The 19,951-nt window shown below is 65.2% G+C and carries 17 protein-coding genes; 9 read left to right on the forward strand and 8 right to left on the reverse strand.

Translation table 11 applies throughout. The annotated features are described in order from the left end of the window. Window position 1: 1 nt before the first annotated feature. From LQ564_RS13475 to LQ564_RS13495, 5 genes are all read left to right on the forward strand, one after another. Window positions 2-1,489, forward strand: a complete 1,488-nt coding sequence (locus tag LQ564_RS13475) for an amidohydrolase family protein (protein ID WP_231058621.1) — start codon at window positions 2-4, stop codon at window positions 1,487-1,489. A 551-nt stretch (window positions 1,490-2,040) separates the two neighbouring features. Further along, entirely contained in the window at window positions 2,041-5,463 is a 3,423-nt protein-coding gene (locus tag LQ564_RS13480; RefSeq protein ID WP_231058622.1) for a TonB-dependent receptor, read from the forward strand. Between the two features lie 180 nt (window positions 5,464-5,643). Next, window positions 5,644-7,323 (forward strand): bifunctional metallophosphatase/5'-nucleotidase, encoded by a 1,680-nt coding sequence (locus LQ564_RS13485; protein ID WP_231058623.1) that lies wholly within the window; start codon window positions 5,644-5,646, stop codon window positions 7,321-7,323. A gap of 8 nt (window positions 7,324-7,331) precedes the next feature. Next, window positions 7,332-8,393 carry a S1/P1 nuclease gene (locus LQ564_RS13490; RefSeq protein WP_231058624.1) on the forward strand — a complete coding sequence of 354 codons (1,062 nt, stop codon included), beginning with the start codon at window positions 7,332-7,334 and terminating at the stop codon, window positions 8,391-8,393. 176 nt (window positions 8,394-8,569) lie between these two features. Then, window positions 8,570-9,430, forward strand: a complete 861-nt coding sequence (locus LQ564_RS13495; protein WP_231058625.1) for a MipA/OmpV family protein — start codon at window positions 8,570-8,572, stop codon at window positions 9,428-9,430. A gap of 3 nt (window positions 9,431-9,433) precedes the next feature. Here LQ564_RS13495 and LQ564_RS13500 read toward each other — a convergent pair whose 3' ends face one another. The 7 genes from LQ564_RS13500 to LQ564_RS13530 form a co-directional block, all read right to left on the reverse strand. Further along, the gene (locus LQ564_RS13500; protein ID WP_231058626.1) at window positions 9,434-9,721 is read right to left on the reverse strand and encodes a hypothetical protein; all 288 of its coding nucleotides are present in this window, start codon (window positions 9,719-9,721) and stop codon (window positions 9,434-9,436) included. A 185-nt stretch (window positions 9,722-9,906) separates the two neighbouring features. Continuing rightward, complete coding sequence (locus tag LQ564_RS13505; RefSeq protein WP_231058627.1) at window positions 9,907-10,872, reverse strand: ABC transporter permease; 966 nt, start codon at window positions 10,870-10,872, stop codon at window positions 9,907-9,909. Between the two features lie 4 nt (window positions 10,873-10,876). Beyond that, the gene (locus LQ564_RS13510) at window positions 10,877-11,962 is read right to left on the reverse strand and encodes an ABC transporter permease (protein ID WP_231058628.1); all 1,086 of its coding nucleotides are present in this window, start codon (window positions 11,960-11,962) and stop codon (window positions 10,877-10,879) included. 1 nt (window position 11,963) lies between these two features. Next, window positions 11,964-13,493: an ABC transporter ATP-binding protein gene (locus LQ564_RS13515; RefSeq protein ID WP_231058629.1), complete on the reverse strand. Its 1,530-nt coding sequence runs from the start codon at window positions 13,491-13,493 to the stop codon at window positions 11,964-11,966. 95 nt (window positions 13,494-13,588) lie between these two features. Beyond that, a complete protein-coding gene (locus tag LQ564_RS13520) occupies window positions 13,589-14,590 on the reverse strand; it encodes a BMP family lipoprotein (RefSeq protein ID WP_231058630.1) in 1,002 nt (333 codons plus the stop codon). A gap of 366 nt (window positions 14,591-14,956) precedes the next feature. After that, complete coding sequence (locus LQ564_RS13525) at window positions 14,957-15,889, reverse strand: alpha/beta hydrolase (RefSeq protein WP_231058631.1); 933 nt, start codon at window positions 15,887-15,889, stop codon at window positions 14,957-14,959. Window positions 15,890-16,073: 184 nt separating this feature from the next. Next, on the reverse strand, window positions 16,074-16,604 hold the full coding sequence (locus LQ564_RS13530; RefSeq protein ID WP_231058632.1) for a DUF2231 domain-containing protein: 531 nt from the start codon (window positions 16,602-16,604) through the stop codon (window positions 16,074-16,076). Window positions 16,605-16,835: 231 nt separating this feature from the next. On the opposite strand from LQ564_RS13530, the gene LQ564_RS13535 reads away from it, so the two are divergent. Genes LQ564_RS13535 through pcp form a run of 4 tightly spaced genes read left to right on the forward strand, consistent with a single transcriptional unit; the run spans window position 16,836 to window position 19,475 of the window. Then, window positions 16,836-17,135: a YciI-like protein gene (locus tag LQ564_RS13535; protein ID WP_231058633.1), complete on the forward strand. Its 300-nt coding sequence runs from the start codon at window positions 16,836-16,838 to the stop codon at window positions 17,133-17,135. 47 nt (window positions 17,136-17,182) lie between these two features. Next, window positions 17,183-17,875 (forward strand): DUF969 domain-containing protein, encoded by a 693-nt coding sequence (locus LQ564_RS13540; RefSeq protein ID WP_231058634.1) that lies wholly within the window; start codon window positions 17,183-17,185, stop codon window positions 17,873-17,875. Further along, window positions 17,872-18,825, forward strand: a complete 954-nt coding sequence (locus tag LQ564_RS13545) for a DUF979 domain-containing protein (RefSeq protein WP_231058635.1) — start codon at window positions 17,872-17,874, stop codon at window positions 18,823-18,825. The genes LQ564_RS13540 and LQ564_RS13545 overlap by 4 nt, the downstream gene beginning before the upstream one ends. After that, window positions 18,825-19,475, forward strand: coding sequence for a pyroglutamyl-peptidase I (gene pcp, locus LQ564_RS13550; protein ID WP_231058980.1), 651 nt, complete (start codon window positions 18,825-18,827; stop codon window positions 19,473-19,475). The genes LQ564_RS13545 and pcp overlap by 1 nt, the downstream gene beginning before the upstream one ends. Window positions 19,476-19,534: 59 nt before the next feature. Here pcp and LQ564_RS13555 read toward each other — a convergent pair whose 3' ends face one another. Further along, complete coding sequence (locus tag LQ564_RS13555; RefSeq protein WP_231058636.1) at window positions 19,535-19,942, reverse strand: hypothetical protein; 408 nt, start codon at window positions 19,940-19,942, stop codon at window positions 19,535-19,537. Window positions 19,943-19,951 lie beyond the last annotated feature (9 nt).

Below are 19,951 nucleotides of genomic sequence, written 5' to 3' on the forward strand. Positions count from 1 at the left end.
CATGACCACCAAACTGACCGGCAGCCTGCTGCTCGCCCTGGCCGTCGCTGCCGCTCCAGCCCTGGCCAAGGGCCCGGCCTCGACCGCCAACGAAACCGCCACCGCCCGCCACTACGCGAGCCTGATCGCCGGCGAGCCGAAGACGGCCGAGCTGACTCTGTTCTTCACCCGCATGCCCAAGGGCGGCGACCTGCACCATCATTATTCGGGTTCGGTGTATGCCGAATCCTACGTCGACTTTCTCGACATGCAGGGCTACTGCGTCGACAAGCGCACCTACCGCATCGAGACCAACAAGGACAACGTGGCTGCCGAACGCGCCAAGCCGGCCAAGGAGCGCAACTGCCTGTCCACGGCCGAAGTCTACGCCGACGACCATACCTGGCGCGAGCTGCTGCAGCGCTGGTCGAACAAGGACTTCGGCAACCACGGCGCCCTGAACCCGCCGCCGGACCGCCTGTTCTTCCAGACCTTCGGCTTCTTCGGCCCGGTTTCGAACGCCAACTTCCGCGAAGGCCTGCAGGAACTGAAACAGCGCGCGATCCTGGAAAACGTCGGCTACATCGAGACCATGTTCAAGATGTCGCCCTTCGTGGTGAACAAGGAGTTCGACAAGCAGGCCTGGGCCAACGTCGGCGACGACAAGGCGTTCGACGCCCAGATGGGCGCCTGGCTGGCGGTGCTGGAGCAGGACGCGGCCTTCGGCAAGCAGACCGAGGATTTCGTGACGAAGATCCACGAAGCCGCCGAAGGCATCGACGACGAGCGCTTCACCATGCGCTACCAGACCTATGTGCTGCGCCTGCTCGACCCGTCCCAGGTGTTCTCGTCGATGGTGTCCGGCTTCAAGGCCGCGACCATGAGCGACAAGATCGTGGGCGTGAACATCGTCGGCCAGGAGAGCACCATGGTCTCGATGCGCGACTACACCCTGCACATGAAGATGTTCCGCTTCCTGAAGTCGCGCTACCCGGACGTCAAGGTGGCGATGCACGCGGGCGAGCTGGCGCTGGGCGACGTGCCGCCGGAAAGCCTGACCTTCCACATCGACCAGGCCCTGGTGATGGCGGGCGCCAACCGCATCGGCCACGGCATCGACCTGGCCCACGAGACCAATGCCCCGGCCATCCTGGCGAAGATGCGCAAGGACGACATCCCGGTCGAGATCAACCTGACTTCGAACGCCTTCATCAACGGCATCGAGGGCGCCAACCACCCGGTGACGATCTACCGTAAATATGGCGTGCCCTACGTGATCTCGACCGACGACGCCGGCGTGACCCGCCACACCCTGTCCAACGAGTACGTGCTGTTCGCCAGCCGCTACAAGCCCGACTACGCCGAAATGAAGAGGACCTCGTACAACAGCATCAAGTATGCTTTCCTCCCAGCAGCAGAGAAGGCCCGCCTGACGCGCCAGCTGGATGAGCGCTTCGCCCGTTTCGAGGCCGATGTCGCCGGCATGGCGGCCAAGGCTGTACGCAAATAAACAACACTTGCCCTTCCCGGGCAAAAATTCTTCCGCACCTGCGGCTGGCGGAAAACCCGCCGGCCGCTGTCATGACAATGTCATGAGCGACGCTGGAAAGTGAGCGCATCACTCATTTTTGTGGCCAACTTGCCACAGATTTACAGCGATGCCGCTGTCGTTTTCCGAAATTGCTTATGTAAATATTTCACTGAAGTATGCCTTCCGTATAATCGCGCCTTGTGATTTTGCCCGGAACCATCGTCCTCAGCCCCCCATTTCCCCGTTTTTCGACGCATTTATAGGCTCAGCCTATAAATTCCCATGGAAAAACGTATTTGTCGGGCTGGTCTGAGCTCCTGCACATTTATGGTTGTTAATAAATATGCTTGAAGTTTTCCTAAGGACGTGCGGCTTGCGTGTAACAGTGATGAAAGATTTCAAATCTACAATCGCCCGGTTCATGAACGCATCCAGCGACGCCGCTTCCGGCAGCCAGGGTTTGCAGTACTTGTGAAGAGGGACGTGTCGCAGCGTCCAATAACTATTAAGTCTATTTTGGGGTTTTAACAATGATCACTCACAAACAGATCCGGCTGACCAAGCTGGCACTGGCTTTGTCGATTGTGCTGTCGGCCGCTCCGGCCATCGCACAGAACACCACCTCCGCCATCGGCGGCCGCGTCGCTGGCGCGGATGGCAAGCCGGTCGCGGGCGCGCAAGTCGTCATTCGCCACGCCGAGTCGGGTTCTGTCAGCACGGTCACCACCGATGCCGAAGGCCGTTACGTCGCACGCGGCCTGCGCGTCGGCGGCCCGTTCACGATCGTTATGTCGAAGGACGGCACCACCGAAACCATCAACAACGTCTACACCACCCTGGCGGAAACCTCGGCTGTCGACGGCACCCTGGGCGCCAAGGTCGCGGTCGTGAACGTGACCGGCCAGGCCCGCTCGAACACCTTCAACAGCGCCAACATGGGCTCGGGCACCAACCTGAGCCGCGCCGACCTGGCAGCGCACGCATCGATCAACCGTAACCTGGCCGACTACGCGCGCCAGGATCCGCGCCTGTCGCAGACCGACAAGGACCGCGGCGAAATCTCGGTCGGCGGCCAGAACTCGCGCTTCAACTCGATCACCATCGACGGCGTCTCGATCAGCGACACCTTCGGCCTGGAATCGAACGGCCTGCCGACCAACAAGCAGCCGATCTCCATCGACTCGATCCAGTCGGTGCAGGTCAACGTCTCGAACTACGACGTGACCCAGAAGGGCTACACCGGCGCCAACATCAACGCCATCACCAAGTCGGGCACCAACGAGTGGCACGGCAGCGTGTACCACGTGTTCCGTAACGACAAGCTGGCAGGCGACCGCTACAACGCGACCGACAACAGCTACAGCGCTCCGGCCGCGTTCAAGGAAAACACCACCGGCTTCACCCTGGGCGGCCCGCTGATCAAGGACAAGCTGTTCATCTTCGCCAGCGCCGAAAACCTGAAGAGCTCGCGTAACTCGCCGGAATACGGCCCGCTGGGCAGCGGCCTGACCAACGTCGGCATCACCCAGTCGGCAATCGCCAGCCTGCAGAACATCGCCAAGACCCGCTACGGCTTCGAAGCCGGTTCGGCCAACGTGCCGACCGGTTTCGAGCTGGACGTCGAAGACCGCCTGGTCAAGCTGGACTGGAACATCAGCGACAACCACCGCGCCAGCCTGCGCTACCAGAAGACCAAGCAGTCGGAGCCGCAATTCTCGGGCTACTCGGCGACCGGTATCGCCCTGGATTCCTACCTGTGGACCGAAGGCAAGAACATCGAGTCGACCGTCGCCCAGGTGTTCAGCGACTGGACCCAGGACTTCTCGACCGAGTTCAAGATCTCCAAGCGTGAATCGGGCAAGAACAACGCCAACAACGCCGCGCTGCCGTCGATGGCCCTGAGCTTCCCGGGTCCGCTGCCGGCCGGCACCCCGTCGTCCGTGCGTACCGGCAGCCGCTTCATCAACTTCGGTACCGAAGCGAGCCGCCAGTTCAACACCCTCGACACCACCACCTGGGACGCCTACGCCGGCGCCACCTGGCTGAAGGGCGACCACGAGATCAAGTTCGGCGCGGACTACGTGCGCAACGAGATCTTCAATGCCTTCCTGCAGAACGTGAACGGCACCTACACCTTCGGCTGCACCAACTCGAGCGCGACCTACACCTACACCTTCGGTACCGTCAACTGCTCGACCTCGCCGGCCGACGTGATCGAACGCGCCGTGCTGGAAAACTTCTCGCGCGGCCGTCCGACCCAGTACATCGCGCAGATCGCTCGCCAGGGCTACAGCCTGAACGACGCCGCCGCCGAATGGACCCTGGCCAACACCGGCCTGTTCCTGCAGGATAACTGGAAGGTCAACGACCAGCTGACCCTGACCTACGGCGTCCGCTACGACAAGGCCACCACCGGCGACCGTCCGCTGCGCAACAACGCTGTCGCCGCACCGCGCGTGGCCGGCCGCTACAGCACCAACTCGACCGCGATCGTGCGCGAGACCGGCGGCTTCGGCGTGGACAACACCGTCACCATCGACGGCGACGACCTGATCCAGCCGCGCTTCGGCTTCAACTACCGCCTCGACACCAAGCAAGCGACCCAGATCCGCGGCGGCGTCGGCCTGTTCTCGGGCTCGGCCCTGAACGTCTGGCTGGGCAACCCGTTCGCCAACGCCGGTATCGCGACCTACTCGGTCGGTTGCGGCCGCGACAGCTTCGCCTCGTGCGGCACCGCCGAAGGCATCTTCAGCCCGAACCCGGCGACCCAGCCGACCATCGCCGGCGCTGCGCCTGCCGTCGCGGTCGACATCCTGTCGCCTGGCATCAGCCAGCCGTCGGTGTGGAAGGGTAACCTGGCGATCGAAACCGAACTGCCATGGTACGGCCTGGTCTTCAGCGTGGAATACCTGCGCACCAGCGTCAACAAGGGCATCTACTTCGAGCACCTGAACCTGGGCGCACCGACCCGTATCGGCCCGGATGGCCGCCAGATGTTCTGGACCGAGCAGGGCTACACCGCGTCGTGCGCCAACGGCACCGGCGGCTTCAACAGCACCGGCGCATGCGCAGGCTTCCGTTCGCGCGCCCTGTCGAACGCCGCGTACACCAACGTGATCGCCGTGCGTGAAACCAAGAAGGGTGACGGCAACCTGGCCACGATCTCGCTGAGCAACGGCCGTTCGCGCGGCCTGCGCTGGACCGCGGCCTACACCTACAGCGACGCGACCGAAGTCAGCAACCTGAGCTCGTCGACCTCGAACTCGAACTGGAGTGGCCGCGCCATCTTCAACCCGAACGAGGAAGTCGCCGGCAAGTCGGCTTACCTGATCAAGGACCGCGTGACCCTGTCGCTGGCTTGGGACAAGGCCTTCTTCGCCAACTACAAGACCAGCTTCGGCCTGTTCTACGAAGGCCGCAGCGGCAAGCCGTACAGCTGGACCTTCAACAACGACATGAACGGCGATGGCGTCAACTCGAACGACCTGATGTACATCCCGACCGCCTTCGGTTCGGGCGAGGTCATCTTCCGTGGCGACACCGCGACCAACAAGGCCAACGAGCAGAAGTTCTGGGACATCGTCAACAAGGACGAAATGCTCAAGGGCTCGGCTGGCGGCGTGATCGGCCGTGCCGGTTCGCGCGCACCGTGGACCAACAGCTTCGACATGCGTCTGAGCCAGGAAGTCCCGGGCCTGTTCGCTGGTCACAAGGGCGCGATCGTGTTCGACTTCATGAACGTCGGTAACATGATCAACAAGCGTTGGGGCCGTATCAACGAAGTCTCCTTCGCCAGCGCCGGCGGCAACTCGCGCAGCTTCGTGGACTACGCCGGTATGGAAAATGGCAAGTATGTCTACCAGGTGCGTGACCAGGTCGAAAGCTACGTGACCAAGCAAGCCAAGGGCGAATCGCAGTGGGCAGTCCAGGTGACCGCACGCTACGAGTTCTAAGCGCGATCTGTCGAGGCGTCTGACGCGCTGAGACACAGGACGGCCGGTGGCGACACCGGCCGTTTTTTATTGGATGAAGACCCCGTCCAGCGCCGCCGTAAAGATGGCGGGCCGGCAGGGCAGATGCCATAATGCGGATGGGCTCGACGAGCCTCCCTCCCAGAAAACCGAGAACACTCCATGACTGTTTCCCTGCGTGCCCCGGCACGTCTTTCCTGCCTCGCGCTGGCGCTGGTCCTGGCCGGCTGCGCCACCGCGCCCCAGGGCCCGGTGACCATCAACATCGTCGCCATCAACGACTTCCACGGCAACCTCGAACCGAGCCGCTACGTCCCGGCCAATGCCGACGGCAGCAAGGCCGAGGCGATCCGCGCCGGCGGCATCGAGAACGTCGCCGCCGCGCTGCAGGCCTGGCGCAAGGAAGACAAGGACCTGCTGTTCGTCGCCAGCGGCGACCTGGTCGGCGCCAGCCCGGCGATGTCCTCGCTGTGGGCGGACGAGCCGACCATCGAAGCCATGAACATGCTCGACCTGCGCGCCTCCGCGGTCGGCAACCACGAGTTCGACGCCGGCCGCAAGGAACTGCTGCGCCAGCAGAACGGCGGCTGCGATTCGCCGCGTCCGAACAAGGCCTGCCAGATGTCGAAGGACTTCCGCGGTGCGAAGTTCACCTGGCTGGCCGGCAACGTGCTGGACAGCGCCACCGGCAAGCCCTTCATTCCCGCCTTCCGCATCGAGACCGTCAAGGGCGTCAAGGTCGGCCTGGTCGGCGTGGTGCTGCAGGACACCCGCTCGGTGGTCATGGCGTCCGGTATCGCCGGCCTGAGCTTCGAGGACGAGGCGGCCGCGATCAACCGCGCGATTCCCGAGATGCGCAGCCAGGGCGCCGACGTGATCGTCGCGCTGGTGCACCAGGGCGGCAACACCACAGATCACCCTCTGCAGCCGGGCTGCGCCAACCTGAAAGGCCCGATCGTCGACGTGGTCAAGAAGCTCGATCCGGCGGTGCGCCTGGTCCTGTCGGGCCACACCCACCAGGGCTACCTGTGCACGGTCGACGGCCGCACCGTGACGCAGGGCGCCTCCTACGGCCACCTGGCCACGCGCGTGTCGATGACGGTGCAGAAGGGCGCCGGCGCACCTAGCGATATCAAAGTCGAGAACGTCCTCATGAAAGCGGGCGACTATCCGGCCGACGAGAAGATGGTGGCGTACGTCGCCAAGGTGAAGGAAAGCAGCCGCGCCGCCCTGAACCGCCCGATCGCACGCCTGGCGGCGGCGCCGGTGCTGCGCAAGCAGAACGACGCGGGCGAAGCGCCGCTCGGCAACCTGATCGCGGACGCGGTGCTGGCGGCCACCCGCAACATGGGCGCGCGTATCGGCTTCATGAACGAAGGCGGCATCCGCAAGGATCTCGAAGCGGGCGCGGACAACGTCGCCGCCTTCGGCCAGGCCCAGGCCGTGCTCCCCTTCGGGAACACGCTGGTGGTGATGGACCTCACTGGCGCGCAGATCCGCCGCATCCTGGAAAACCAGTGGCACGAAGGGTCGACGGGCGGCTCGATGCTGCAGGTTTCGAACGGCTTCAGCTACCGCTGGGATGCGACCAGGCCGGTCGGCAGCCGCGTGGTCGGCATGCTGCTGGACGGCCAGCCGATCGAGGACGCGAAGACCTACCGCATCGTCGCCAACAACTTCCTGGCCGAGGGCGGCGACAACTTCCCCGACTTCGCCAAAGGTAGCAACCGCCTCGAGACCGGCCTGCTGGACCTCGACGCCTTCACCGATTACCTGCGTGCGAACGAAGGGCAGGGCGCTGCGCTCGCTCCCGCCAGCCCGCGCATCATCAAAGTTCAATGAGGATCACCATGAAGAAAATCGCCCTCGTACTCGCGCTCACGGGCGCCTTCGCCTCCTTCGACGCCGCGGCCTGGGGCCGTGACGGCCACAAGGCGGTCGGCGCCATCGCCGACAAGCTGCTCAAGGGCAGCAACGCGCAGAAGCAGATTCAAGCATTGCTGCTGCCGGGCGAATCGCTCGAGTCGATCGCCAACTGGCCGGACTGCGTCAAGGGCACCTACTGCGGCCCGCAGACGCCCGAGATGATCGAGTACGTCAACGCCAATCCGAAGCACAGCGAATACCACTACACCGACGTGCCCTTCCAGCTGGAGAAGTACCACGACCACGGCGTGGGCACGGCGGAAGTCGACATCGTCCAGACCCTGAAGCAGGCCATCGCGGTGCTGCAGGGCAAGACCGACCCGGCCCTGAACCCGCACAAGTTCACCAAGCGCCAGGCCCTGATCCTGCTGACCCACTTCGCCGGCGACATCCACCAGCCGCTGCACGTGGGCGCGGCCTTCGTGTCGAAGGACGGCAAGTTCGTGGTGCCGAAGACGCATGCCGAAGTCGACGAAACCGCGATCTTCGATTCGCGCGGCGGCAACAACCTGCTGCTGGACGACGCCAAGGTGTCGGCGCTGGCCGACGGCCTGATCGGCCCGGGCGAACCGGCGGTGGTGCGCGAAGGCGTGCCGAAGGCGCTGACCAAGCCCTTCCACTCGTACTGGGACAGCACCACGGTGGACTATGCCTTCCGCCGCATCAAGACCAAGACCCCCGAGCAGTTCGCCGACGCGGCCATCGCTGGCAACCCGCAGATCGCCAAGGCATCGGGCGATCCGATCACCTGGCCTTACCAGTGGGCGGACGACTCGCTCATCGCGGCCAAGCTGGCGTATGCCGACGTGGTGCCGGGCAAGCTGACGCAGCAGACCAGCAAGAAGGGTGACACCTACTACACCTTCGCGCTCGAAGTGCCGCAGAACTACCCGGTGCCGAGCTCGGCGGTGGCGAAGACGCAGCTGATCAAGGGCGGGTACAATCTGGCGGCGATTCTGCAGGCGATTTTCCCGGAAAAGGGTTGATCGGCCCGCTGCAGATTCAGCACCCCTGGCAGTAGCTCCATCATTCCCGCGAAGGCGGGAATGACGTTTACGGGGTGCGGGTCTGATTCATGCGCCAGCAATGTTCGCCGTCTTCAGCGCGTCATCACCCCGGTCTTGGCATAGAATCGCGTTCACCCGAACCGACGACAAACACCATGACCACTTCTCTCAAGGCCGCCTGCGCCGCCTGCCTCTTCCTCGCCACCACCGCCCACGCGCAAACCACGCCCGACGCCAATCTCCCCCTCTGGGAATTCGGCCTCGGCGCCGCCGCCCTCTCCACCCCGTCCTACCCCGGCGCCGACGAGCGCGAAAACCGTGTGCTGGTGTTCCCCAATATCGTCTACCGAGGGGAAGTCCTGCGCGCCGACCGCTCCGGCGTGAACGCCCGCCTGTTCAGCTCCGACCGCGCCGAGTTCGACATCGGCTTCGCCGGCGCCTTGCCCTCGGATTCGGACGACGTCGACGAGCGCGCCGGGATGCCGGATCTCGGCCCGCTGATCGAATTCGGCCCGCGCCTGAAGCTGCGCCTGGCGGACATGGGCAACAATCGCCGCATCCGCGCCGAATTCCCGCTGCGGGCGGTGATCGAGGCGCGCGGCGGCCTGCATGCGCGCGGGTACACCTTCGAGCCGCGCGTGGCCTACGAGATGGCCGGCGAGCGCGGCGTGTGGACGCTGGAGACGAACCTGTCGGTGGTGCTGGGCGACCGCCGCATCAACCGGCATTTCTATGAAGTCGCGCCGCAGTATGCGACCGCGACGCGTGCGGCCTATGCGGCCGATTCCGGCCTGATCGCGACGCGCCTCGGCCTGTTCGGCTCGCGCCGCGTCAACGAGGACGTGCGCCTGTTCGGCTATGTGCGCTACGAGAGCTTCAAGGGAGCGGCGAACCGCGACAGCCCGCTGCACGTGAAGGACAGCGGCGTGTCGGGTGGGGTAGGTGTGATGTGGACTTTCAAGCGGTCCGGTCGCCGGGGCAGCGGCAGGGAAACCGTCGACCCGGCGCTGATGTAGGGCTTACTTCTTGTCTTTGGACTTCTTGTCTTTCGACTTATCGTCCTGTTTGTCCTGCATGGTGTCGGTCTTGTCGGCCGGAGCGGGCGCAGGGGTCGCGGTGGTCGGCGAGGCCGGGGAGGTGGCGGTCGCGGTGGTATCGCTCACCGGCGGCACCGGGCTGGTCGGCGTGGCCGTGGTTTGCGGGCTGGCCGGGGTGGTCTGGGTTGCCGGCATGGCCGGGGTGGTGGTCTGGGCGAATGCCGATGCGGCGGACAGGGCGACGATCAGGGTGGCAATGGTCTGCTTCATGTCATGAGTCCTTTATAGTCGTTTCTGGCGTACGGTTATCGTGTCACCTGATGGATCAACGGGCCCCGAACGTGCCTCGATGACCATGCTTACAAAGCCTTACCCTGGTCACATTTGCTCACAACATGGGCAATAAAAAATGGCCTGCAGCAATGCAGGCCATTTTTGTCGGGAGCAGGGGGCGATCAGCGCGATTTCACGAAGGGCTTGCCGAGCGCCTTCGGCGCCACCGACTTGGCCATCAGGCCTGCCAGCACGATGACGGTCACGACGTACGGGATCATCTGGATCAGCGAGCCCGGAATCCGGCCCACCACCGGCAGGTCGACGCCTTCGATCTGGATCTGCACCGCCTGGAAGAAGGCGAACATCAGGCAACCCAGCACCGTGTGCACCGGACGCCAGTTGCCAAACACCAGCGCGGTCAGCGCCAGGTAGCCGGCGCCGGCCGACATGTCGCGCAGGAAGAAACCGCTCTGGACCACCGACAGGTAGGCGCCCGAGAACGAGCACAGCACGCCGGCGATCAGCATGGCCGCGTAGCGGGTGCGCTGCACCGAGACGCCGGCGGCGTCGGCCGCATGCGGATTCTCGCCGCAGGCGCGCAGGCGCAGGCCGAAGCGGCTGTGGAACAGGACCCAGTGCACGACCGGCAGCAGCAGGAAGGCGAGGTAGACCAGCACCGAGTGGCCGCCGATCAGGTGGCCGTAGAACCAGCCGAGGAAGGGGATGTCGGCCACCGCGGCGGTGCCCGGCAGGACCACGTCCGTCAGGCGCGCTTCTCCCAGGTCCGGCGTGCGGCCGCCCTGCTGGAAGAAGTACTGGGCCACGACGAAGGTCAGGCCGCTCATGGCGATGTTGATCGCGATGCCCGCGACCAGCTGGTTGCCCTTCTGCGTGATCGACACGAAGGCCTGCACCAGCGCGAGGGCCACCGAGACCAGGATGCCGGCGGCGATGCCGATCCACGGGTCCTGGTAGGTATAGGCGACGCCGGCCGACACGAAGGCCGAGGCGAGGATCTTGCCCTCGAGGCCGATGTCGACCACGCCGCTGCGTTCGGCGAACAGGCCGGCCATCGCCGCGAAGATCAGGACCGGGGCGTTGCGGATGGTGGAGACGAGGATGCTGGCGAACTGGAAGTCTTCCATGGTATTAGCCCCTACGAGTTGCGTTGATCAGTTTCAGGACCGCCGGGCCGTACATGTTTTCCATGGCGCCGCAGAACAGGATGATCAGGCCTTGAATGAAGATGAAGGTCTCTTGCGGGATGTTCGGTTTTTCCAGCGACAGGTCGAAGCCGCCCTGGATCAGCGCGCCGAACAGCACCGAGGAGAGGAAGATGCCGACCGGGTTCTGGCGGCCCATCAGCGCGATCGCGATGCCGATGAAACCGGCGCCGGCCGGGAAGTTCAGGCTCAGGTAGTGGGTCGAGCCCATGATCGAGTTCACCGCGGCCAGGCCGGCCAGCGCGCCCGAGATCAGCATGGCGACCACGATCATGCGGCTGATGCGCACGCCCGCGTAGTGGGCCGCGTGCTGGTTCAGGCCCGTGGCCTGCAGCTTGTAACCCCAGGACGAGCGCGACATCACGACGCCGTAGATCACCAGCGCCACGATCGCGATCAGGAAGGAGATGTTGAGCGGCGTGTCGCCCAGCGCCGGGAACCAGTCGAACAGGCGCGGCATCGCGGCGGCTTCGCTGAAGGTGCGGCTGGCCGGGTTCTGGTCGCCCTCGGGGATCAGGAAGCCGACGATCAGCCAGTTCATCAGGTTGGCGGCGATGAAGTTGAACATGATGGTCGTGACCACCACGTGGCTGCCGCGCTTGGCCTGCAGGTAGCCCGGCAGGAAGGCCCAGGCGGCGCCGAACACGGCGCTGGCCACCATCGCCAGCGGGATCAGCAGCCAGGGCGACAGCGTCGCGTCGAACGACAGCATGGCCAGGGTCAGGCCCAGGCCGCCCAGGTACATCTGGCCTTCGGCGCCGATGTTGAACAGCCCCGCCTTCATCGCCACCGAGACCGCGAGACCGGTGAAGATGAAGGTCGAGGCGTAGAACAGCGTGTAGCTCAGGCCTTCCGGATTGATGACGGCGCTGTTGATCAGGATCTGCAGCGATTCGACCGGGCTTTCGCCGAGCAGGTGGATCACCAGCGCGGCGACCAGCAGCGCGGAGAGCAGGTTCAGGACGGGCAGGACGAAGCCGGAGGCCCAGCGTGGGAGTTCAGTAGTCTTCATGTCAGTGCTTGTGCATCCCGCCCATCAGGAGGCCGATGCGGGTGGTGTCGAATTCGTCGATGTTCAGCTCACCGGTGACCCGGCCGCCCGAGACGACCACGATGCGGTCGGCCAGGGCGCGCACTTCTTCCAGCTCGGTCGACACCAGCAGGATCGCGACACCCTCGTCGCGCAGGCGCAGCAGCTGGGTGTGGATGCTTTCGATGGTGCCGATGTCGACGCCGCGGGTCGGCTGGCCGACCAGCATCAGCTTCGGCGCGGCCGAGACTTCGCGCGCGATCACGACCTTCTGCTGGTTGCCGCCGGACAGAAGGCCGATGCGCAGGTCCGGGTTCTTGGGACGCACGTCGAAGGCTTCCAGCAGGTGGGCGCAGCGGTCGGCGATGGCCTTGAAGTCGAACAGGCCGGCCTTGTTCTTGACCCGGTCCTGGTAGCCGAACACGGTGTTCTGCATCACCGAGAAATCCTTGATGACGCCGTCGCGCAGGCGGTCTTCCGGCACGTGGCCGATGCCGAGGTCGCGGAATTCGGCCGGCAGGCCGTCGGCGTTGGAGCGGCGCGCAAAGGGAAGCGCCTTGCCGAGGAATTCGACGGTGCCGGAAGAGGGCAGGCGCATGCCGGACAGGATTTCCATCAGCTCGCTCTGGCCGTTGCCGGACACGCCCGCGATGGCGACGATTTCGCCGGCGCGCACGGTGAGGTCGATGTCGGACAGGAGTTTGACGCCCTGCTTGTCCTGCAGCTGCAGGCCGCTCACTTTCAGCACCGGCGCGCCCGGATTGAAAGGCTTGCGCGGCAGGTTGCCTTCGATCGGACGGCCGACCATCATGTTGGCCAGCTGCTCTTTGGACGTGTCTCGCGTCGCGACGGCGCCGGCCACGCGGCCCGCGCGCATCACGGTCACCTGGTCGGTGATCTCCATGATCTCGCCCAGCTTGTGGGTGATCAGGATGATGGTCTTGCCCTGTTCCTTGAACAGGCGCAGGATCTCGAACAGCGAGGCGGTTTCCTGGGCGGTGAGGACGGCGGTCGGCTCGTCCAGGATCAGGATCTCGGCGCTGCGGTAGATCTGCTTGAGGATCTCGACGCGCTGCTGGGCGCCCACCGACAGGTCGTGGATGGTGGCCAGCGGGTCGACGTCGAGGCGGTAGCGGGCGCAGATCTCGCGCAGCTTCGCCTCCGTCTCCTTGCGCTTTGCGGCCAGCTTGAAGCCGCCCTCGGTGCCGAGCATGACGTTGTCGAGCACCGTCATGTTCTCGACCAGCATGAAGTGCTGGTGGACCATGCCGATGCCCAGTGCGATCGCCTCGTGCGAGGTGCGGATGGTGCGCTCCTCGCCGTCGATCAGCAACTGTCCGCTGTCGGCATTGTAGTAGCCGTACAGGATGCTCATGAGGGTGGACTTGCCCGCGCCATTCTCGCCGATCACACCATGGATCGAGCCTTTGGCGATCGAGAAGCTGACGTCAGCGTTCGCCTGCACGGCCCCGAAGGCCTTGCTAATGTTGCGAAATTCTACGGCTGGCTGCATTGCGATCTGTATTTCAAAAATGGTGAGTGCTGTATTCAAAAGCGCGCCGGACCGGTTTTATCCGGTGCGGCGCGCTTTGAATGGGAATAGATCGATCAGACCGGGCAGCTGCCTGCCGCGCGGTAGTCGATGACCTTGATCTTGCCGTTGATGATGTCGGTGCGCACGGCGTTCACGCGCTTTTCGATCTCCGGCGAGACGACCTTGCGGTTGTCCTTGTCCAGGACCCAGTCGACGCCGCCTTCCTTCAGGCCTTTATAGGTGACGCCACCTTTCCAGGTGCCGTTCTTCATCGCCATGAAGGAATCGTAGACGGCGACGTCCACGCGCTTGACCATCGAGGTCAGCATGGTGCCCGGGTGCAGGTAGTTCTGGTTCGAGTCGACGCCGATCGCCAGCTTGCCCTTTTCCTTGGCCATCTGCAGCGTGCCCATGCCGCTGCCGCCGGCCACGGCGAAGACCACGTCGACGCCGCGGTCGAACTGGGCGCGCGCCAATTCTCCGCCCTTGGCCGGGTCGTTCCAGGCGGCGGCGGTGGTGCCGACCATGTTCTGGACGATTTCCGACTTCGGATATTGTGCTTTCGCTCCCTGCGAATAGCCGCAGGCGAAGGCGCGGATCAGGGGGATGTCCATGCCGCCGACGAAGCCGAGCTTGTGCGACTTGGACGCCATGGCGGCGGCGACGCCGACCAGGTAGGAGCCTTCCTGTTCCTTGAACATCACCGAGTTGATGTTGTTACCCTGCGCGATGCTGTCGATCAGCACGAAGCGCACGTTCGGGAATTCCTTGGCAACCTTTTGCACGGCCTGGGTCTGGGAGAAACCGATGGCGGCGATCAGGTCCAGCTTCTTGCGGGCAAGGCCGCGCATGACCTGTTCGGCCTGGGTGTCGCTGCTGGCTTGCGCTTCGAAGACCTTGATGCCGGTCTCTTTCGAGAAGCGCTGCAGGCCCTCGAAGGCCGACTGGTTGAACGATTTGTCGAACTTGCCGCCCGCATCGTAGACCATGCCGAGCTTGGGCGCGGCGGGCGCCGCTGCTGCGCTGCCGGCGACGGCGAGCGCCGCGATGGTCATGCTGAGTTGCTTAAGTTTCATGAATGAGGCTCCTGGGAATTTCGATATTGTACCCGCCGCAAGCCTGAGGCTGGGAGCGGGCAGCGCAAGCTGCATCATCCACGCACAAGGGAGCTGGGCAATGCGTAGCGCATTGTGTCAGCCGCACGGCGTGCGCGGGACGTCGATTTGTAACGCGATGTTGATTCTCACAGACAGCGCATGATGCATGTCGCTCGCCTGCAACAGCGCGGGCGGCGAACCAGGCTTCCTTACCGCGCAAAAAGGACGTAACGGACCTGCGCGGCGCAACCTGTCAAATATGCATCAAGCGACATATTGATGACAAATACGATTTTACTTGGCAATTTATTCCAAGGAAATATAACTGCTGACAATTTTCAGCAATTATTTTGCAATGGCGTCCATCGTGTCGGCCGTTGTCAAGACGGCAGGCGTCCTGGCAGGCGTTTCCACGGCGGGGGCGGGACCGACCTCGACGCCGACCTCGGCTTTCAATGCGGGCGGCTCGGCCGGCGGCAGTTGCGGGATCGCGGCCGGCTTCTTGAACTGCTTGGTGAGGAAGCTGGCGATCAGGGCCTGGGTCGCTTCCAGGTAGGGGATGTTCATGTGGTCCGAGGCCGGCACCGTGTCGTCGCCGACCAGGGTGGCCAGCTTGCCGGCCAGTTGATCGGTGTGCGAGTGCGGGACCACGTCGTCCTCGGCGGCGCGCAGGACGTAGGTCGGCGCCTTGAGCGAGGGCGCGTACTTGATCGACTCGAAGCGGTGGCGCAGCATGTACTCGATCGGCATCACGCGGAAGCGCCGCTTGGCGATCGCCAGGATCGAATCGTAGGGGGTAATCAGGACCACCGAGTGCACCGGGCGCTCCTTGGCCACCTGCACCGCCACGCCCGAACCCAGGCTGCGGCCGACCACCGCGATGCGCGACGCGTCGACCTGGCCGAGGGCCGCGAGCCAGTCGAACAGGTGGCAGCCGTCGTCGATCATGTGGATTTCGGCCGGCACGCCCTGCGACTGGCCGTAGCCGCGGTAGTTCATGGCCAGCACCGTCATGCCGGGGAAGAGCTTGCCCGCGTCGCGCGCGACCCAGGACACTTCCTCGGAACGGCCGCCGAAGTACATCACGGCGGGGCGGGGACCGGGCACCAGGGGCGTCAGCAGCCAGCCGGAGAGGCGGGTGCCGTCCTTGGCGCGCAGGACGATGGGACGGGTGCGGTGCCCGCTGCTGCGCGGGCTTTCGACTTCGGGCTTGATGCAGGGATTGAACACCAGGCGACGCTGGTTGGCCGCGACGGCGGCCGTGAGGGTGAGCCACAAGAAGCTTGCGAATCCGGTGATACCCGCTGCCATTTTCTTTGACGTGTCCATGAAGGACAGTCTACGCCTGCCGCTGGACTGTCCACTGTGCGGCACTTCGCTAAAGTCGGCTGGAACATGGATGAGCAGCGAAACAGTTGCTTTGTCGCAACAACGAGCGGGGCCGTAGGTGGCCCCGCCGTCGTCATTGCGGCGGATGCAGGGTGGTGGACGGGCCGGCCGCGACGTACTGCTCGACGTCCAGCGCCGTGTGGTCGATACGCACGTCCTGCTGTGCATTTTCCGCGCCCATGCCGACCTGCGCGTGGTCGGAACCGCTCATGCGCATGCCGAACCAGCTCGAGGCCAGGGTGCCGGCGGCCGCGATCGCCGACAGGGCCAGCGAGCCGCCGCTGTCGTGGCGTCCTTCGCGGCGCAGGATCAGGTTGGCGGCGCCGGCCAGCAGCGCGGCGCCGGTGAGCGCGGCATGCAGCTGGCCCTCTTGCTTCGTGTCGCCCTGCGGCTTCTCGGCGGCGTAGTCCACGGCCCCCGCGACGCTGGCTGCCAGGCCGCCGGCGATGCCGCCGGCCATGCTCAGGTAGGACGCCTTGGCGTAGTCCTCGTCGCCGGTGGCGCTGTGCAGGGCGTCGAGGATGAAACCGAAGGGTATCAGGACTGCGGGGGCGGCCATCAGGATCGAGTGCAGCGAATGGCCGGCGATGGTGGTCTTTTGCATGGCGGTCTCCTGGGTAAAGGGTCGGGAAGAGTGTGACATAGGGTGCGCGGGCGCCACGCACGCTTGCCGTATTCGTTAGCCTTAAGACCGTCGTACGCGCCACTGGCGCCTACGACTACCGGCCTGCGCCGGTACGACGGGCGAGGGGAGCGGGGCGCCAGATGCGCAGCCCTGGTTCGTGCGATCGAGTACCATCAACATCACGCCTTAACAATCCAACCGGAGAATCCCGTGCACTACCTCCTCATGTACGACCTCGCCCCCGACTACCTCGAACGCCGCGGCGAATTCCGTGACGAGCACCTGAAATTGGCCTGGGAGGCGCAGGAGCGCGGCGAGCTGGTGATCGCGGGCGCGCTGATGGAGCCGAGCGACCAGGCGGTGCTGATGTTCAGCTGCGAGTCGCCCGAGCCGGTCCAGCTGTTCGCGGCCAGGGACCCCTACGTCACCCACGGCCTGGTGCGCGCCTTCCATGTGCGGCAGTGGAACACGGTGGTGGGCGAGGGCGCATTCAACCCGGTTCGTCCTTGATTAGCTGAGGTAAGATTGCCCGGCTTCCAATCCGAGCCGGAGAATTCATGCAATCTGCCGTCAAGCTGTGGCCCCTGCTCGGGGTCGCAGTCGTCATCCTTGGTTTTCTCTTGCGGGCAAACCCGGTGCTGGTGGTCGTGGCGGCCTGCGGCGTCACCGGCCTGGCCGCCGCCATGCCGGTCGTCGCGCTGCTCGAATCTCTCGGCGCCGCGTTTGTGAAAACCCGCAACCTGCCGCTGATCCTGTTGCTGCCGGTCGCCGCCATCGGCCTGCTGGAGCGCTTCGGCCTGCGCGAACGTGCGCAGACGGCCGTCGCGAAAGTCCGCTCGGCCACCGCGGGGCGCCTCTTGATCGTCTACCTGTTCGCACGCGAGACCTCGGCCGCCGTCGGATTGACGAGCCTGGGCGGCCAGGCGTCGATGGTGCGTCCGCTGGTGGCGCCGATGGCCGAAGCCGCGGCCGAGACCCGCTACGGCAGCCTGCCCGACAAGCTGCGCCACCGCATCCGCGCCATGTCCGCCGCCACCGACAACGTCGGCTTGTTCTTCGGCGAGGACATCTTCGTCGCCTTCGGCGCCATCGTGCTGATGCAGACCATCCTGCAGGCCGAGGGCATCGCGGTCGATCCGCTGCACATGGCGCTGTGGGGCATCCCGACCGCGATCAGCGCCTTCATCATCCATGCCTGGAACCTGCGGCGCCTGGATGCGCACATCCTGCGGGAGATGGCCAAGGCATGATCACCCTCGACCATTTCTACCTGCTGGTCGGCCTGCTGTTCGTGTTCGTGGCCGTGATGAACCTGCGCGACGCGAGCAACCCGCGCCGCTACACGACCGCGCTGTTCTGGGGCCTGTACGCGCTGCTGTACCTGGCGGGCGAGCGGATGCCGCCCGCGCTGGCCGGCGCCTTGATGATCGCGATGGCGCTGGTCGCCGGCTTCAAGGGCGTCGCCGCCGGCAAGGCGCAGCTGCGGCCGGAAGCAGAGCGCCGCGCCAGTAGCGAGCGCCTCGGCAACCGCCTGTTCATCCCGGCGCTGCTGCTCCCGGTCGTGACCATGCTGTGCGCGACCGTGTTCAAGGACGTGCATGTCCAGGGCATGCTGCTGCTGGACGACAAGCACCAGACCCTGGTCAGCCTGGGCTGCGCCTCCGTCATCGCGGTGGCCGCCGCCTGCTGGCTGACCCGCTCGACGCCGCTGCAGGGCATGCGCGAAGGGCGCCGCCTGGTCGATGCGATGAGCTGGGCCGTGGTGCTGCCGCACATGCTGGCGGTGCTCGGCCTGCTGTTCACCGAGGCCGGCGTCGGCAAGGCGGTGGCGCACGTGACGACCTCGTACATCAACATGGACTCGCGCTTCGTCGCGGTGGCGGTATTCTGTATCGGCATGGCGCTGTTCACGATCGTGATGGGCAACGGCTTCGCCGCCTTCCCGGTAATGGCGGGCGGCGTCGGCATCCCGGTGCTGGTCGGCGTCTACGGCGCCAACCCGGCGGTGATGGCGGCGATCGGCATGTTCAGCGCCTATTGCGGTACATTGATGACGCCGATGGCCGCCAACTTCAACATCGTGCCGGCGGCGCTGCTCGACCTGCCCGACAAGAACGCCGTGATCCGGGCCCAGGTCCCGACCGCGCTGCCGCTGTTGGCGGCGAATGTCTTCCTGCTCTACTTCCTGATGAACCGATGATCAAGACCGTTTTATTGACCGGCTTCGAACCCTTCAACGGCGCCGCCATCAACCCCGCTTGGGAAGCCGTGCGCGCGCTCGAAGGCTGGAGCGGCGAGGATTTCCGCGTCGAGGTGCGCCAGCTTCCCTGCGTGTTCGTCGACGCCAACCGGGCGCTGGCCGACATGGTCGATGCGCTGCATCCGGACGTGGTGATCGCCGTCGGCCAGGCCGGCGGGCGGGCAGAGATCTCGGTGGAGCGGGTGGCGATCAATGTCGACGATGCCTCCATCCTCGACAACGCGGGCCGGCAGCCGGTCGACCAGGCCATCGCCGAAGAAGGCCCGGCGGCGTATTTCACCAATTTGCCGATCAAGGCGATGGTGGCGGCGATGCGGGAGGCGGGCTTGCGGGCGGGGGTGTCGCAGACGGCCGGCACCTTCGTCTGCAACCACGTGTTCTACGGGCTGATGCGCCATGTGGCCGCGAGCGGGCGCAATGTGAAGGCGGGGTTCATCCACGTGCCGTATTTGCCGGAACAGGCCGAGGCGCGTGACGACGCGCCGCCGTCGATGGCGCTGGAGGCGATCGTCTCCAGCATCCGGATCGCGGTCGAGACCGCGGTGCGCGTGGAGCGCGACGTGGCGCAGGCGGGCGGCGCGACCCACTAGGAGCCGCGGCGCCCGCCTGCGCGGTGAGGAAGAACGGGGAGGAGTCCCCGTTCAGCCGATCAACGCTTCTCTTGCAGCTTCTCGCCGGCGCGTTCCAGCGCTGCGCCGGTCTTGTCGCCGACCTTGTCCGATGCTGCGCGGACTTCAGCGGCGGCTTCCTTCGATTCCTGCTTGATCTCGGCGCCGGCTTCCTTCATGTTCTGGTTGGCACGGTCGGCAGCGTTCTCGATGTTTTCGCCGGCGCGGTCGGCGGCGGCGTCGACGCGTGCAGCTGCGTTTTCGGTCGCGTTCTCGACTTTCTGTGCGGCTTCACGGGTTTCCTGGGCTGCGTTGGCGGCTGCGTTGTCGACGGCGGCGCCGGCTTCCTGGGCAGGGCCCATGTTCGGATTGTCGTCGGCTTTCTTGCAGCCGGTGGCCATCACGGCAACTGCCAGCATCAGGGCGGAGAGGGTAGCGGTGGTTTTCATGGTGTGCTC

Source organism: Massilia phyllostachyos (assembly GCF_021044825.1).
Lineage (GTDB): Bacteria > Pseudomonadota > Gammaproteobacteria > Burkholderiales > Burkholderiaceae_D > Telluria > Telluria phyllostachyos.

Bases quoted from the DNA above. Each gene is read 5' to 3' on its own strand.
- LQ564_RS13530 (WP_231058632.1), bottom strand. From the start codon at position 16,604: ATGCAAAAGACCACCATCGCCGGCCATTCGCTGCACTCGATCCTGATG.
- LQ564_RS13515 (WP_231058629.1), bottom strand. From the start codon at position 13,493: ATGCAGCCAGCCGTAGAATTTCGCAACATTAGCAAGGCCTTCGGGGCC.
- LQ564_RS13540 (WP_231058634.1), top strand. From the start codon at position 17,183: ATGCAATCTGCCGTCAAGCTGTGGCCCCTGCTCGGGGTCGCAGTCGTC.
- LQ564_RS13510 (WP_231058628.1), bottom strand. From the start codon at position 11,962: ATGAAGACTACTGAACTCCCACGCTGGGCCTCCGGCTTCGTCCTGCCC.
- LQ564_RS13545 (WP_231058635.1), top strand. From the start codon at position 17,872: ATGATCACCCTCGACCATTTCTACCTGCTGGTCGGCCTGCTGTTCGTG.
- LQ564_RS13475 (WP_231058621.1), top strand. From the start codon at position 2: ATGACCACCAAACTGACCGGCAGCCTGCTGCTCGCCCTGGCCGTCGCT.
- LQ564_RS13500 (WP_231058626.1), bottom strand. From the start codon at position 9,721: ATGAAGCAGACCATTGCCACCCTGATCGTCGCCCTGTCCGCCGCATCG.
- LQ564_RS13480 (WP_231058622.1), top strand. From the start codon at position 2,041: ATGATCACTCACAAACAGATCCGGCTGACCAAGCTGGCACTGGCTTTG.
- LQ564_RS13485 (WP_231058623.1), top strand. From the start codon at position 5,644: ATGACTGTTTCCCTGCGTGCCCCGGCACGTCTTTCCTGCCTCGCGCTG.
- LQ564_RS13555 (WP_231058636.1), bottom strand. From the start codon at position 19,942: ATGAAAACCACCGCTACCCTCTCCGCCCTGATGCTGGCAGTTGCCGTG.
- LQ564_RS13490 (WP_231058624.1), top strand. From the start codon at position 7,332: ATGAAGAAAATCGCCCTCGTACTCGCGCTCACGGGCGCCTTCGCCTCC.
- LQ564_RS13520 (WP_231058630.1), bottom strand. From the start codon at position 14,590: ATGAAACTTAAGCAACTCAGCATGACCATCGCGGCGCTCGCCGTCGCC.
- LQ564_RS13505 (WP_231058627.1), bottom strand. From the start codon at position 10,872: ATGGAAGACTTCCAGTTCGCCAGCATCCTCGTCTCCACCATCCGCAAC.
- LQ564_RS13495 (WP_231058625.1), top strand. From the start codon at position 8,570: ATGACCACTTCTCTCAAGGCCGCCTGCGCCGCCTGCCTCTTCCTCGCC.